Origin of the sequence: Psychrobacillus sp. FSL H8-0487 (assembly GCF_038008385.1) — a bacterium.
Taxonomy (GTDB): domain Bacteria; phylum Bacillota; class Bacilli; order Bacillales_A; family Planococcaceae; genus Psychrobacillus; species Psychrobacillus psychrotolerans.
This window is the reverse complement of the sequence record NZ_JBBOZA010000001.1, coordinates 2,884,184-2,898,150: the sequence shown is the minus strand read 5'-3', so window position 1 is coordinate 2,898,150 and position 13,967 is coordinate 2,884,184. Positions and strand designations below refer to the sequence as shown.

The window sequence follows — 13,967 nt, the reverse complement described above, 5'->3', positions numbered from 1 at the left end:
GTAAAGATTGATTTTTAGTAAAGCATTATGGTTTTTACCTGCATCTAAAAGTTTGTGAAAGAATGTACTTAAACTAACGCAGCAGTTTAGTTGAAGATTCGCTTTCCGAAATAATCATTTTTTTTATAAAATACTAGCAATAAACACACAAACCACATAATCAACTAATTGAGTGTTTTACTTCAAGAGTAAAGCCTTTAAAGCGTCAGTTTAGTTCACAATTAGGCCAGATTGTTAAATAAAAGTTTAGTATTATAAAGGTTTTAGTTGTCTTAAAATCGAATTAAATGGATAAAGGGAAATTAGGAGTTTTAGTGTATATAAATTGAAATATTTATTTTACCTATAAATATGAAGGTGTAGGGGATGTATATGATATTCGAATTAGATAAATCTGAATTTAGTAAGTGTAGAAAATTGTTAAATGAACAAGGGCAATTAGAAGCATTAGCAATTGTTGAAAATATAAATCCGGGCCGTATTTTTGTAGATGATATTAATAATCCTGTGTCTGGGCTTATTTGGTTAGGAAATAATGATGGATTTATATTTTTTGGAAGTGAGCAAAATGAAGTATTTAATAATGAATTAAACCATTTTATTAGCAATGTAATCGCATCAGAAGCAAAAAAGGTCCATTTAAAATGGTTTGAAGGAGTCGGCAATCACGAAAAATGGAATAACATTATTGAAAGAGTTTTTGAACATCGTAAATTAGAGAGTTGGAATCAAAGGGTTTATATCTTACATAAGGCTGATTATAAAGGTAATTACAAACCTGCAATCGAACAAGAATATAAGGTTATAAAAATCTGTAATACTCTCTTTGAAAATAAGAATAACTCAATAACAAACATTGAATTTTTACAATCAAAAATATTAGAGTTTTGGTCCTCACCTGAGAGTTTCTTTAATAGTGGATTGGGTTATTGTATTGTTTATAAAAATGAAATTGTTAGTGTTTGTTTTTCAGGTTTTGTCGTTGGAAAAGTACACTGCATTGATATTGAAACATTAGAGACCCATCAGGGAAAAAAATTAGCTCAAAGAGTAGCTCACAGTTTTGTTAAAGATTGTTTGGAGAATAATAAGGTTCCGTATTGGGATTGTATGGAGAAGAACACTCCCTCTGTTGCAGTTGCAGAAAATATTGGATTCAGCAATGTATTTAGCTATGTTGGCTATTATTTTCCGCTCGATTAATTATTCATTTATAGGTTGAAAAAATTTGATTTGATGATGTTCCTATCTGGCTTTATTGTTAAATAAGCTTTACTATTCTTATTCAACTCCCATGAAAATTAAAAAATGCTCAAAATATACAAAATTGCATAACAAAAGAGACTCAGAAATTGCTTTTTTAAAAAAAGGCTGAGCCTTCAGAATGCTTATATTGAGTTTTGTGTTAAAAGGTAAATCAATAATCACTCCATTCTTGTAAGAATAAAGGCAGGCTGGTGCAAAAACCAGAGTAGGATTAATCTCCCATGAGTGCTACTCATATAGAGTGCGACAGTCTGTGATGCACCGTGGTCGTTGGAGGGCTCTAAGGCACCATAGTTCATCGACCTTCTTCGCCAGCCATACTAATCTATACCCACTCTGCAACAATTTTCATCCTCTGTGGTGCAGCTTTTTGGGGCTGCATGGATGGCTAACGGGTGCTTTACTTGAAGAAGGGGTAAAGCCTTTTTCTTATTGAACTAAAGCGGCAGGTTAGTGTAATAACAAAGTTAAAATAAAAACAGAAAATAACGAACGGGGAGAAGGAGATTTGAATGAAAGATTGTATATTTTGTAATCTGGAATTAGAACCAACCCAAAAAGTCATTTTAAGCAACGAGTATTGTATGTTTTTGCAGTTAGAACAAGCACAAGAGAAAGGTATTCAACTTGAAGGTGCTGGGCTAATTGTACCTAAAAAACATAGGGAAACTGCATTTGACTTAACAATAGAAGAATGGAATGCAACCTATACACTTCTTAAAGATGCAAAAAATTACTTGGATGAAAGGTATAATCCCCAAGGATATAACCTCGGATGGAATTGTGGCGAGATTGGAGGACAACATATATTTCATTCTCATTTTCATGTATTACCAAGGTATGAAGATGAACCACTTGCAGGTAAAGGTATTAGATATATGTTTAAAATTGCTGATAATAAAAGGAAAAATTATTAAGCTAACGGGTGCTTTACTTCAAGAAGGAGTAAAGCCTTTTTCTTCTTAAACTAAAGCGGCAGGTTAGTTACAAGCTTTACCTCTAATTATTGAAATTTATTACACGAACATACATAAAAAAGGAGTGAATTATTATGGTGGCAAAAAGTGAAAAAGAAATTCTATTACTGAATAGCGACAAAAATTTAAAATCATTACTTGAAATAATTGAGTCAGTACCTAGCAGAAAAAGAGGCATTTCTATTGAAACTCAAGACAGAGATAAGAATTTTCGTGATGTATTAATGCATCTGTATGAATGGCATGTAATGCTTGAGAGATGGTATAGAGAAGGTATGGATGGAGATATTCCTTTTATGCCAGCACCTGGTTATAAATGGAGCACTATCAAGTTACTTAATATGCAAATTTGGGAAAACTATCAGGATGTAAAATTAAATCAAGCAATAAAAAAATTGAAGTTAAGCCATGAAAGAGTAATGGATTTAATAAGATTACATACCAACGAAGAAATGGTCACAAAAAAATATTATAAGTGGACAAAAACAAGTAATTTATACAGCTATTTTGCAGCAAACACTTCCAATCATTATATTTGGGCTATAAAAAAATGTGAAGTAATTGCAAAGTCTATATAAAAGAAAAAGGACAAGTTTGTGAAACATTTCACTTAAACTAACGGGTGCTTTACTTCTAGAAGGAGTAAGCTTTTTTCTTATTGAACTAAAGCCGCAGTTTAGTTGAAAAAACACTGAAAAGAAAGGGGCTTTAAAAATGAAGTATTTATTATATGAATTGCATTTAGCTCAAAATATGGATGGCACGAATGATGAGGAATTGGATAAATTAGATAATCAATGGATGGAAAATGCAAAAAAATACAAAGAGGTATTCAATACATTATCTGATAGATTGCCTCAAGATATTTTTAATCGTTTTAACTCTTGGGGGTTTCACGATTATAGACTTATAAAAATGGAAATTGAACATAAAAGTCTCCTTCACTCAAACATTCACTTCACTGTTTCCAGTGACGATGTTTGGATATTGAGTTTTGAAAATGTCTCTTTCTTTCAATTTCAACACTTGAATTATGATAATGATAAACCTATTTACAATCGTGAAATAGATGACTGGTTGTATGAAGAATTATTACCAATTAACGAATCAACATTATCATTTGAAGTCGTTTTTTCATCAGGAGGAAATATACTGTTACACTTCCCAGATAAATCGGTTTCGATGAAAAAGTTGAAATAGCTACTACACTCTTGTTCAACTAACGGGTGCTTTACTTCAAGAAGGAGTAAAGCCTTTTTTCTTATTGAACTAAAGCGGCAGTTTAGTTGAAGAAGGATTATCCTTCAAGATTATCGAATTGATATATGCGAAGGGGTGTAGAATATGAAATTATTTATAGAAAATATGAATGAAGAAATAGTAAAAGATATACTTATCTGGGAATATGAAAAACCATATGATTTCTACAATAGTGAATTAACTGATGAAGATATGAAGGAAAGACTTGATGGTTCATACTTTGCACTTGTTAATGATAACAAAGAAATATTTGGCTTTTTTTGCACTGGAGAGAATGCCCAAGTTCCTGTTGGGAAAAAAAGTGGTGTTTATTCAGATGACTCAATTGATATGGGACTAGGTATGAACCCTAATTCTGTGGGCAAAGGTAACGGTTTTGAATTTTGCTCTATTATTCTTCGTTATATTGAAAAAAACTATAAAGGTACTCCAATTCGATTAACTGTGGCAAAGTTCAATCTAAGAGCAATCCATTTATATGAAAAGCTTGGTTTTGTTAAGAAAGACGAATTTAGCACGGATTTTGCAGAATTTATGACGATGGTTAAAAAGACGAATTATAAGTAGTTGAACAGCAGTTCTTATTAAGCTAACGGGACTTTACTTCAAGAAGGAGTAAAGCTTTTTTCTAATTGAACTAATGCAGCAGTTTAGTGGAATAAAGTAGATTAGGATGAATATGGTAAAATGAAAATAAACAATAACTCAAATGTTTTTGTTCAGATTCCTCTATTGAGCTAAGAACGTTACATTTTAGGGGGGATTTTAAATGGAGAAAATCTTAGTGAAAACAGGGATATATTCATTGGTTTTATCTTTCTTCTTATTCGTAGTCTTTATGAAAAGAGAAGTAAGAACAACGGATTTTGAGGGGATGACTTCATTTGTTGTAACGCCTTATCCAGAGTTTTTCTTTCAAATTATTAGATATTCTATTATCACTTCAATCATTGCAGTAATATGTGTATTGCTATATATACTGTTAAATAAGGAAAAAGAGTAACAAACTCAACAGGTGTATTACTATTTTATAAATATTGTGAAGGTTTGTACTTGAGTTCATCTTGGTTAAAGAGAGGAGTGGAATGTCACCACCCCAACATATTTTGTATCATATTCTTCCGTAAATTGTTTATAGGACTTTAATTCTCCTTCCGACAAGTCAGTTAAATAAGAAAACTGTTCTTCCGAGTCCGCAATCTTTAATATTTTCTCATCTACTTTACTGATTACATCTTCCTTTTTTGTTTCATTGGTTTTTAAGGAATTACTAGGCGTACAACCAGTTATTAAGAATAATGAAGTTAAAAATGCAACGAGAGAAATATTAGATTTCAAATAAATTACTCCTTTCATGCACCCTTATAAGCTATATATTCTGCATGTTCTTAATTATTCCTTCTTCTACAAAAGTAGCCTTCCTTTTCACAAGTTTCAACTAGCCTCTAGAATTCGAAGGTCTAGTTTTTGTTGAATTGTCAAAACTTTTCTTATATAATGAATATGGGATAATGAATGGTGATTCATTCAAAAAGATGGGGGATGAGAATATGAGTTTAGTTTCACGTGTTCAACAGATTGCCAGTGAGCATCCAGAGAAGATTGCTTATAACTTTATGGGGAAAGATACTACATACGCAGCATTTGAACAATCAGTGGAGTTATTTGCAGGGGCATTAAAGTCAATTGGTGTAGAAAAAGGGGATAATATAGGTTTTTTACTAGGCAACTCACCACACTTTTTAATTTCTTTATATGCTACTATGCGAATAGGTGCTACCGCTGTTCCGATAAACCCAATTTATTCGCCAGATGAAATCAGTTATATTGTAAAAAACAGCGATGCTAAAGTAATTATTGCTCTTGATGCATTATTACCTTTAGTAGAGAAAGCTGCTGGAGTTTTCACTTCGGTTGAAAATTATATTATTTGTGAAACACAACCAGACACGGTTCAAAAACTAGCAGCATTGCCTGAAAGCTTGAAGACAAAAGTGAAACCGTTTTCAGTAATGATTTCTTCAGCTGCTATGGGTACGTCAGCTGTGGAAACTAATCCAGATGATATAGCTGTAATCTTATATACTTCCGGAACAACTGGTCATCCAAAGGGGGCAATGTTAACATATAACAACATTTACTCCAATGCTCGAGATGTTGCAGAATACTTAAAGATTAATACAGAGGATCGCGTAATTACAACGTTACCTGTATTTCATGTGTTCGCTTTAACAGTTGTTGTGAATGCTCCATTATTAATGGGTGCAACGCTACTATTAATTCCAAGATTTAGCCCACAAGAAGTGTTTAAAATTGCAAAAGAGCAACAAGCTACTGTATTTGCAGGTGTTCCAACGATGTATAATTTCTTGTATCAATTCCCTGAAGGAAATGTAGAAGATTTTTCAAGTATACGTTTAGCAATATCAGGAGGATCTTCTTTACCTGTAGCCCTGTTGCATAACTTTGAGGACAAGTTCAATGTTCGTATTTCTGAAGGGTATGGATTGTCAGAGGCATCGCCAGTTACATGCTTTAACCCAATTGACCGTGATCGCAAGCCTGGTTCAATCGGAACAAATATCATAAATGTGGAGAACAAAATCGTCAATGAGCTAGGGGAAGAAGTTTCAGTAGGTGAGGTAGGAGAGTTAATCGTTCGTGGACCTAACGTGATGAAAGGTTACTACAAAATGCCGGAAGAAACAGAAAGTGCCATTCGCGATGGGTGGTTATATACTGGGGATCTGGCTAGACAAGATGAGGAAGGTTATTTCTTTATCGTAGATCGCAAAAAGGATATGATTATCGTAGGTGGGTATAATGTCTATCCTCGTGAAGTGGAGGAAGTTTTGTTTGCACATCCAGGTATTGTTGAGGCAGCGGTTGTCGGAATCCCTGATCCAAACTTTGGAGAAGAAGTGCTTGCATTTGTTGTAAAAAAAGATCCTACATTAACAGCGCAACAACTGGAAGCATATTGTTTAGAAAAACTAGCAAAATATAAAGTACCGAAGAAGATTGAATTCTTAGAAGAACTTCCGAAGAACACAACGGGAAAAATATTACGTCGTTCTTTAAAACCACAAACAGTTTAAGAGATAAATTTGTTTAAGCTCCTATGTATCTATGAGGAGCTTTTTTTTATATAAACTTTTCAAAGAAAATAGAAGGAAAAAGATTTCGGTTGTCGAAATAAATAGGGAGAGAAATTTAAATAGAGGGAGATATTAATAATGGCAAAACGAAAATTAGAAGCTACTGATTTATTTAAAATACAATCAATCACCAATCCAGTAATTTCACCGGACGGGAATGAGGCAGTTTTCATCCGTACGGAAATGCACAAAAAGGATAACAAGTACTATGCTTACTTATATCATGTGAAGATCGAAACGAATGAGGTAACACAATGGACTCATGCAAAAGAAAAAGTATCCTCTCCGAAATGGTCTGCAGATGGTAAACAATTAGCATTTATATCGAATCGTGACGATAAAAACCAAATTTACATAATGTCGGCTAAAGGTGGAGAAGCAAAACAGCTGACGAATTTTGAAAAGGGTGTTTCGAGCTTTATATGGTCTCCTTGTAGTAAAAAGATTTGGTTCTCTGCATCTCTAAAAGATGGGAGAAGTTGGACAGACGAAGCTGAAGAGAAAGAAGACAAACTACCAGAAGCTTACGTGGTAGATAATATGAAGTACCATAATGATGGTGTAGGATTATTACCAAAAGATGCTTACCGACAAATAGGTTCTATTGTTATAGCATCTGGGGAAATTAAAGCCTTCACCGAAGGTACATTTAATCATAGTCTACAAGCAATTTCTCATGATGGAAAAAAACTAGTAATGGGTGTTAATCGTGATGAAAATCAAGATTTTTCATTCCATGAACCTATGTTATTAATAGATATAGAAACGAAGAAGGAATCAGTAATCATTGAAGAAGACGGACACTTTGGAGGAGCTACATTTTCTTCGGATGACCAATATATTGCTTTTGGTGGAATGCTTCACACATTTAAAAATGCAACGCATGCAGAAGTATATGTATATGAAGTGAGTACTGGAAAACTCCAAATACTAACAGAAGGGATAGACGCGCCAGTAGGTGACTATGCAGGGGCGGATATTCAACAAGGAGCAAATGCACCTGATGTTGTTTGGACTAACCAGAATCACCTATATTTCCAGTTATCCACAATGGGAGACGTCCGTCTGTATTTTGCATCTTTGGATGGAGAAATTTATCCAGCATCTCCAGAAAACGAGCATGTATATGGATACGATATCGCTAGAAATGGAACTTATGCTCTAGCGACAATAAGTAATACAATATTTCCCGGGGAATTATTTAAACTAAATTTGGCGACTGGTGAAAGAATTACAATCACTAACTTTAACGAAGATTTGATAAACGAGGTAGAGCTTGTCGAACCAGAAGCCATTGTGTATAAGGGTCTTAACGATTGGGATGTACATGGTTGGCTTATGAAGCCAGCGGGCTATCAAGAAGGACAGAAGTATCCCCTTGTTGTGGAAATTCACGGTGGACCTCATACGATGTATGCAAATACGTTTTTCCATGAGCTTCAACTATTAGCAGCCCAAGGGTATGGAGTATTATATGTAAATCCACGTGGAAGTCACTCATATAGTCAACATTTCGTCGACGCGGTTCGTGGGGACTACGGTGGTGGCGACTATGAAGATATCATGGCTGGAGTAGACTATGTGTTGAAGGAAAACAACTGGGTTGATGAAAACCGTTTAGGTGTAACTGGTGGGAGCTATGGTGGATTTATGACTAACTGGATCGTCGGTCATACAAATCGTTTTAAAGCAGCTGTTACGCAGCGTTCGATTTCTAATTGGATTAGTTTTTATGGAGTTTCTGATATTGGATACTACTTTACTCCATGGCAAATTGGCACTGATATGACAGATATCGATAAACTATGGGATGCTTCTCCGCTTAAATATGCAGCTAATGTAGAGACACCTTTATTGATCTTGCATAGTGAAAATGACTATCGCTGTCCTATCGAACAAGGACAACAGCTATATATTACGCTAAAAGCTATGGGGAAAGAGACAAGTTTCGTTCGTTTCCCGCAATCTGATCATAATTTATCTCGAGTAGGGTTCCCAAATCTAAGACAAACACGACTAGACCAAATCACAAGCTGGTTTGCAAAATATCTTTGAAAATAGAGAAAACCCCTTCATTTCGATATTGAAATGAAGGGGTTTTGTTGAATCGGAAACTTATTATCTTTTGTGAAATCCTTTTTTGTAATAGACAAAGACTAACCCTATTATCCATATAGGACCTACGATTAAGGCAATACGTGTATCGGGGAAATAAGCCATGAGGCCAAGAACCAATACTAAGAAAGCTAATGCTAAATAAGAACCTACTGGGTAGAACAAAGCTTTATAGGAAAGCCTTGATACTTCCCCTTTTGTAAGTGTTTTGCGGAATTTCAATTGGGATAATAATATAATTCCCCATGTCCATACGGCTCCGAAAGTCGAAATACTCGTTACCCAAATGAATACTTTTTCAGGAACTAAGTAGTTTAATACAACGCCGACTAATAACAAGAAGGCAGAAAAGATAATAGCCTTGGAAGGTACTCCCGTTCTACTAATGCTAGCGAATGAATTAGGAGCTTGTTTCTGCTCAGCCAAATTAAATAACATACGTCCTGTGCTGAAAATACCACTATTACAACTAGATAATGCTGCTGTAAGCACAACAAAGTTTATAATACCTGCTGCTGGACCAATTCCAATTTTCTCGAACATTAAAACGAAAGGACTTCCATTGGCTCCTATTTCATTCCATGGATAAATGGACATGATTACAAATAATGCGCCGACATAGAAAAGCAAAATACGCCAAAACACCGTGTCGATTGCTTTTGGAATAACCGTTTTTGGGTTTTTGGCTTCCCCTGCAGTTACACCAATCATTTCGACACCCAAATAAGCAAACATGACCATCTGTAAGGACATAAATATGCCAGTAACTCCATTTGGCGCAAATCCGCCGTTCGACCATAAATTACTTATGCCGACTGCAACTCCGCCATTACCAAGACCAAAGAGAATGACACCTAGCCCAACAAAAATCATCGCTAATATGGCAATAATTTTAATAAGTGCAAACCAGAACTCAAATTCCCCATAAGCTTTTACAGCAATTAAGTTAACCAATGTCATAATAACTAATGCCGCTAATGCCCAAATCCAAGGGGCTGTGTCTGGATACCACATTTTCATATATACTCCTACAGCAGTAATCTCTGCCATACAAGTAACTACCCATAAAAACCAATAATTCCATCCAGTTATGTATCCTGCAAGTGGGCCAAGATAATCCTTTGCATACCGACTAAATGAACCTGAAACTGGATTATGTACGGCCATTTCACCCAGTGCACGCATAATAATGAAAATGGCTATTCCTCCGACAATATAGGAAATCAGAATAGCAGGTCCTGCCAGCTGTATGGCTGTAGCTGAACCTAAAAATAGACCAACTCCGATTGCTGCTCCTAATGACATCAAGGTGATATGTCGCTGTTCTAATCCTCGCTGTAACTGCTGATTTCCACCCAAGCTATGTCACTCCTTATAAATTTAATACTCTGCAAGATAAAACTCTATCACAATAATATACGTATTGGGAACAGTCTATCATACTGATATTGTGATAAAATTATGAATACAAAGCATGATAGATTGGAGTTAAAAGATGAAAGTTGTATCGATTCGTCCTATTATCGAAAAAGAGCTTGTTCGACTGTGGGAATTAAGTGCAAAGGAAAGTGCTCCCGAATGGAAAAAATGGGATGCACCTTATTATCCCCATATTCCTTCAACTTTAGAACAATTTTTAGAAAAGAAAGATCAACTAGCCAACCAAGAAGATATGTGGGGGATTTATGTAGATGGAGAATTAGTCGGCTCGCTCTGTTACTACTGGGAGCATGAAGAATCCCTTTGGCTCGAAATGGGGATTGTCATTTATGAACCCCAATTTTGGAGTGGGGGAATAGGTACAGAGGCACTCCGAATGTGGATTAATCATTTATTTAAAGAACTACCACTTGTTCGTGTTGGCTATACAACCTGGTCAGGCAATGAACGGATGATTAAAGTCGGTGAAAAGTTAGGAATGACAATGGAAGCAAGACTTCGAAAATGTCGATTCTTTAACGGTGTATATTATGACTCAATTCGAATGGGGTTATTAAGAGAAGAATGGGAAGAGCTAGAATGACTCCATTTTTGCAATTAAAGCAGCTGAAGAAACATTGGGATGCAGAAGTACCTACAATTGAAAGATTGGAGATAGTGAATGGAGCCAATAGTGATTGAAGAAACGCCGTCTATAGTTACAGTTAAATATGATTCAACGCCATACGAATTACCAGAACAAATGAGGGAAAAACATGAACACTTCTGGAATGAACAATTAAAGATAAATCCACATTTTCGTAATGGAGAAGTCTTTACCATTCAAAAAATTTGTAGAAATTCAGAGGACCTTCAAATTACTGTAGCAAAAACAGACTACAAGCATTATTTATATACGATTCGTCATGAAGAAAAAGTATTTCCATGCAAAGTTATTTTTACTTGTGTGGCTGTTATTACAAAAGACAATTACATTGCATTTGGGAAAATGAACAAACATACTTCCACACCAGGTCGTTTACAATTTACAGGTGGAGGTTTAGACGAGTCGGATTTAAAAGGTGAGTTATTTAATTTGGAGAAAAGTATCGAAAAAGAATTGATGGAAGAAATGGGTTTATCAATTAACCCCTCCTATACAAAATCTTTTAGACCAATGTTTGTTAAGCGCGGGGGATTAAATGATTTTTGGGCTGTTGTTTTCGAGCTAAATGTGAATTTTACATCGAATGAATTACAAGTTATATTAGAAAAACACAATATGAGTATAATAGGAAAAGGTGAACAACCAGAATTTGCTGAGTTCCTCTTAGTCGCGTTAGATAAAGAAAGTGTGCATTCCTTTATACAAAATGATCTTTCTTTAAAAGAGGAATACTTAGAACCAATTTTGGAGAAGTATATTGATCAAATGACTTAAAAATGACAAAATGCTGCAAGGGTTTGCTCCAGGCAGCATTTTCTATTGATTTAATATCCATTTGACTGCTTCCAGTAAATTCTCGGCAGTATAATCCGGTTCTATGTCTTTCCATTCGACTCGATACTGTGATAACGAGCCTTTGCCCCAACCAGTAAGCACTAATATTTTCAGCGCTCCAACAGCTTGAGCGGCTAGGATGTCTGTACCACCAACATCCCCAATAACTACACAATTTTTAAGATTGAGATTGTATTTGCTAGCAGCCTCAAGTAACATGCCAGGCTTTGGCTTACGACATACACAGGAATCGAGAAGGCTATGTGGACAAATGAACCCATCATCAAAACCATAGGACAGAAATTCTTTTTGAAATTCCACTATGGATGCCTCTCCTCGACTCACTCGATGTTGGTTGGTGAATCCAAATATTTTAATTCCTTGGGATTGTAGTAACTGAATCGCTGTTCTACTAAACTCATAAGGAACAAAGTCATTTGGATGTATAAAATGACCTGTGCCACCAATTGTCCCATCACGATCTATAAAAACTGCTTCTAAGTTCCTTATCAATTTATCCATTGCTCCATTAGTGCAATCTCTCTTTCACCAGAATTCATTTTAATTCGTCGTCCAATAGGCATTGTTAACATCGGGTGGGTATGGCAGCAGTCGAAGTCAGCAAGAATTGGAATTGTTGGAACTCCCATAATTTCTACTAAAATATCAGCCGGCATTCTCCCGGTTCCTTGATCATCAAATAATTCATGTTTTCCTAATATAATTCCGGAAACTCTATCAAATACACCATTTAACTTTAATAGGTTGAAGTTTTTTTCCACAACAGCTGCAGATTTCATCGTGTCTTCTATTAACAAAATATCTCCATCTTTTATTAAAGGCATAAACGGGCTTCCCCAAATACCATACATAGCATTCAAATTCCCACCTATTAATCTACCTTCAGCGGTTCCCTCATTTACGCAAGTCCATTCATTCGGTCTTAGTTGTTTGTCACAGGTTTTAAATTCCCAATTGAGTGGCTCATCTGTCCAATAAGGGGGGAGTGGAATATTGAAAGGAATTTGTTGCTCGTTTATTAAAATATCCTTGAAATAATCATATGTATAATTTACGTAGGGTTCAAACTCTCCAAATGACGGCACTAATGCTGGGCCATAAAATGTTGGTATTCCAGTTTGAGCATAAATTGCGAGTAAAATTGCGGTAGCATCGGAGTAGCCAATCATGATCTTAGGGTTTCTTTTAAAAGCTTCATAATCAATATATGGCAAAATAGCGTTAGAGTTTGTCGCACCAATGGTAGACATAATACAGCGGATCTCAGGATTACGAATAAGCTCGTTTAACTCCTGAGCACGTTCTTGAATATTTCCAGAGCGGTAAAAGTCTTGTTTCCCAGTTAAATTTCCCTCTATAATTTCAAATCCCTTTGCTTCTAAAAAAGTTCTAGCTCTTTCAAAGCGTTGGGGAGAAGAATGCGTAATCGGTGCTGAAGGTGAATAAATTCCAATTTTGTCGCCTTTTTGTAACCTATTTAAACCTTTCATAGGGAGAATCATTCCTTTCAATAAATCGTAATGAGAGAATAAAATTAATAAAGATATGACGATGAAGTTAAAATAATAAGTTGAATATTCTCTATTTAACATAACTTAAATATTATATAATTGGAACTACTTATATTAAATGAGTAATACATAGTAGAGAGGAGATAGATTTATGTATAAAGAAGAAATTGAATTTATTAGTAAAGAAGAATTTTATATAAGTACGGATAAAAATTTATTGGATAAGGATGTTATCTATAAATTTCTTAGTCAAGAATCCTATTGGTTAGAAGGTACTTCAAGAGAATTAGTTGAAGCATCGATTGAGAATTCTATTCTTTGCTATGGGATTTATGAAGGAGATCCAACTAAAGGTAATCCAAAACAAATAGGCTTTGCTCGTGTTGTATCAGATCTTGTCAGATATTCTTGGTTGGGCGATGTTTTCGTACTTCCCGAGTATAGAGGGAAGGGACTTAGTAAATGGCTAATGACAATTATTACTGAAAACCCGAAATTGAAAGGCACTAATTTTCATTTGGCGACAAGAGATGCTCATACCCTGTACGAACAATTCGGTTTTAAGTCTGCGGAGAAAAGCGAAGTTAGTATGACCAGACCCCTTGATTGGGACGCTATTAATGCAATTTACAAAAAAGAAACGGTTTGAATCATTTTTGTATATCTTGTGACCTTTCCAAAAGAATACGTTTTCACTTATAGCTTTGGTTAGGAACTTTACATGGGCTTCTTATATAAT

General features: G+C 35.1%; 15 protein-coding genes. 11 read left to right on the top strand and 4 right to left on the bottom strand.

Going from position 1 to position 13,967, the window contains the following annotated elements; translation table 11 throughout:
• Positions 1-372: 372 nt before the first annotated feature.
• The 6 genes from MHI47_RS14795 to MHI47_RS14770 all read left to right on the top strand — a co-directional run bounded on the left by MHI47_RS14795 (position 373) and on the right by MHI47_RS14770 (position 4,506).
• On the top strand, positions 373-1,203 hold the full coding sequence (locus MHI47_RS14795) for a GNAT family N-acetyltransferase (protein ID WP_340831334.1): 831 nt from the start codon (positions 373-375) through the stop codon (positions 1,201-1,203).
• A gap of 575 nt (positions 1,204-1,778) precedes the next feature.
• A complete protein-coding gene (locus MHI47_RS14790) occupies positions 1,779-2,183 on the top strand; it encodes an HIT family protein (RefSeq protein ID WP_340831333.1) in 405 nt (134 codons plus the stop codon).
• A gap of 134 nt (positions 2,184-2,317) precedes the next feature.
• Positions 2,318-2,821, top strand: coding sequence for a ClbS/DfsB family four-helix bundle protein (locus tag MHI47_RS14785; protein WP_340831331.1), 504 nt, complete (start codon positions 2,318-2,320; stop codon positions 2,819-2,821).
• A gap of 136 nt (positions 2,822-2,957) precedes the next feature.
• Entirely contained in the window at positions 2,958-3,443 is a 486-nt protein-coding gene (locus MHI47_RS14780; protein WP_340831329.1) for a hypothetical protein, read from the top strand.
• A 144-nt stretch (positions 3,444-3,587) separates the two neighbouring features.
• Entirely contained in the window at positions 3,588-4,070 is a 483-nt protein-coding gene (locus MHI47_RS14775; protein WP_340831328.1) for a GNAT family N-acetyltransferase, read from the top strand.
• Between the two features lie 202 nt (positions 4,071-4,272).
• Entirely contained in the window at positions 4,273-4,506 is a 234-nt protein-coding gene (locus MHI47_RS14770; RefSeq protein ID WP_340831327.1) for a hypothetical protein, read from the top strand.
• Between the two features lie 65 nt (positions 4,507-4,571).
• On the opposite strand, the gene MHI47_RS14765 is transcribed toward MHI47_RS14770, so the two are convergent.
• A complete protein-coding gene (locus MHI47_RS14765) occupies positions 4,572-4,841 on the bottom strand; it encodes a hypothetical protein (RefSeq protein ID WP_340831326.1) in 270 nt (89 codons plus the stop codon).
• Positions 4,842-5,053: 212 nt separating this feature from the next.
• Between MHI47_RS14765 and MHI47_RS14760 the strand changes: the two genes are divergently transcribed.
• Both MHI47_RS14760 and MHI47_RS14755 read left to right on the top strand, forming a co-directional pair.
• On the top strand, positions 5,054-6,601 hold the full coding sequence (locus tag MHI47_RS14760; RefSeq protein WP_445678297.1) for a fatty acid--CoA ligase family protein: 1,548 nt from the start codon (positions 5,054-5,056) through the stop codon (positions 6,599-6,601).
• Between the two features lie 138 nt (positions 6,602-6,739).
• Positions 6,740-8,716, top strand: a complete 1,977-nt coding sequence (locus tag MHI47_RS14755; RefSeq protein ID WP_340831325.1) for a S9 family peptidase — start codon at positions 6,740-6,742, stop codon at positions 8,714-8,716.
• Between the two features lie 63 nt (positions 8,717-8,779).
• On the opposite strand, the gene MHI47_RS14750 is transcribed toward MHI47_RS14755, so the two are convergent.
• On the bottom strand, positions 8,780-10,135 hold the full coding sequence (locus MHI47_RS14750) for an amino acid permease (RefSeq protein ID WP_093537621.1): 1,356 nt from the start codon (positions 10,133-10,135) through the stop codon (positions 8,780-8,782).
• 136 nt (positions 10,136-10,271) lie between these two features.
• On the opposite strand from MHI47_RS14750, the gene MHI47_RS14745 reads away from it, so the two are divergent.
• Complete coding sequence (locus tag MHI47_RS14745) at positions 10,272-10,799, top strand: GNAT family N-acetyltransferase (RefSeq protein ID WP_093537622.1); 528 nt, start codon at positions 10,272-10,274, stop codon at positions 10,797-10,799.
• A gap of 78 nt (positions 10,800-10,877) precedes the next feature.
• Positions 10,878-11,636, top strand: coding sequence for a hypothetical protein (locus MHI47_RS14740; protein WP_340831323.1), 759 nt, complete (start codon positions 10,878-10,880; stop codon positions 11,634-11,636).
• A 42-nt stretch (positions 11,637-11,678) separates the two neighbouring features.
• Here MHI47_RS14740 and MHI47_RS14735 read toward each other — a convergent pair whose 3' ends face one another.
• Positions 11,679-12,218, bottom strand: a complete 540-nt coding sequence (locus tag MHI47_RS14735) for an HAD-IIIA family hydrolase (RefSeq protein WP_340831322.1) — start codon at positions 12,216-12,218, stop codon at positions 11,679-11,681.
• The gene (locus MHI47_RS14730) at positions 12,206-13,207 is read right to left on the bottom strand and encodes a S66 family peptidase (RefSeq protein WP_340831321.1); all 1,002 of its coding nucleotides are present in this window, start codon (positions 13,205-13,207) and stop codon (positions 12,206-12,208) included. Before MHI47_RS14730 ends, MHI47_RS14735 begins: the two co-directional genes overlap by 13 nt.
• 172 nt (positions 13,208-13,379) lie before the next feature.
• Between MHI47_RS14730 and MHI47_RS14725 the strand changes: the two genes are divergently transcribed.
• Complete coding sequence (locus MHI47_RS14725) at positions 13,380-13,877, top strand: GNAT family N-acetyltransferase (protein WP_340769932.1); 498 nt, start codon at positions 13,380-13,382, stop codon at positions 13,875-13,877.
• Positions 13,878-13,967 lie beyond the last annotated feature (90 nt).

Bases quoted from the DNA above. Each gene is read 5' to 3' on its own strand.
- MHI47_RS14795 (WP_340831334.1), top strand. From the start codon at position 373: ATGATATTCGAATTAGATAAATCTGAATTTAGTAAGTGTAGAAAATTG.
- MHI47_RS14790 (WP_340831333.1), top strand. From the start codon at position 1,779: ATGAAAGATTGTATATTTTGTAATCTGGAATTAGAACCAACCCAAAAA.
- MHI47_RS14785 (WP_340831331.1), top strand. From the start codon at position 2,318: ATGGTGGCAAAAAGTGAAAAAGAAATTCTATTACTGAATAGCGACAAA.
- MHI47_RS14780 (WP_340831329.1), top strand. From the start codon at position 2,958: ATGAAGTATTTATTATATGAATTGCATTTAGCTCAAAATATGGATGGC.
- MHI47_RS14775 (WP_340831328.1), top strand. From the start codon at position 3,588: ATGAAATTATTTATAGAAAATATGAATGAAGAAATAGTAAAAGATATA.
- MHI47_RS14770 (WP_340831327.1), top strand. From the start codon at position 4,273: ATGGAGAAAATCTTAGTGAAAACAGGGATATATTCATTGGTTTTATCT.
- MHI47_RS14760 (WP_445678297.1), top strand. From the start codon at position 5,054: ATGAGTTTAGTTTCACGTGTTCAACAGATTGCCAGTGAGCATCCAGAG.
- MHI47_RS14755 (WP_340831325.1), top strand. From the start codon at position 6,740: ATGGCAAAACGAAAATTAGAAGCTACTGATTTATTTAAAATACAATCA.
- MHI47_RS14745 (WP_093537622.1), top strand. From the start codon at position 10,272: ATGAAAGTTGTATCGATTCGTCCTATTATCGAAAAAGAGCTTGTTCGA.
- MHI47_RS14740 (WP_340831323.1), top strand. From the start codon at position 10,878: ATGGAGCCAATAGTGATTGAAGAAACGCCGTCTATAGTTACAGTTAAA.
- MHI47_RS14735 (WP_340831322.1), bottom strand. From the start codon at position 12,218: ATGGATAAATTGATAAGGAACTTAGAAGCAGTTTTTATAGATCGTGAT.
- MHI47_RS14730 (WP_340831321.1), bottom strand. From the start codon at position 13,207: ATGAAAGGTTTAAATAGGTTACAAAAAGGCGACAAAATTGGAATTTAT.
- MHI47_RS14725 (WP_340769932.1), top strand. From the start codon at position 13,380: ATGTATAAAGAAGAAATTGAATTTATTAGTAAAGAAGAATTTTATATA.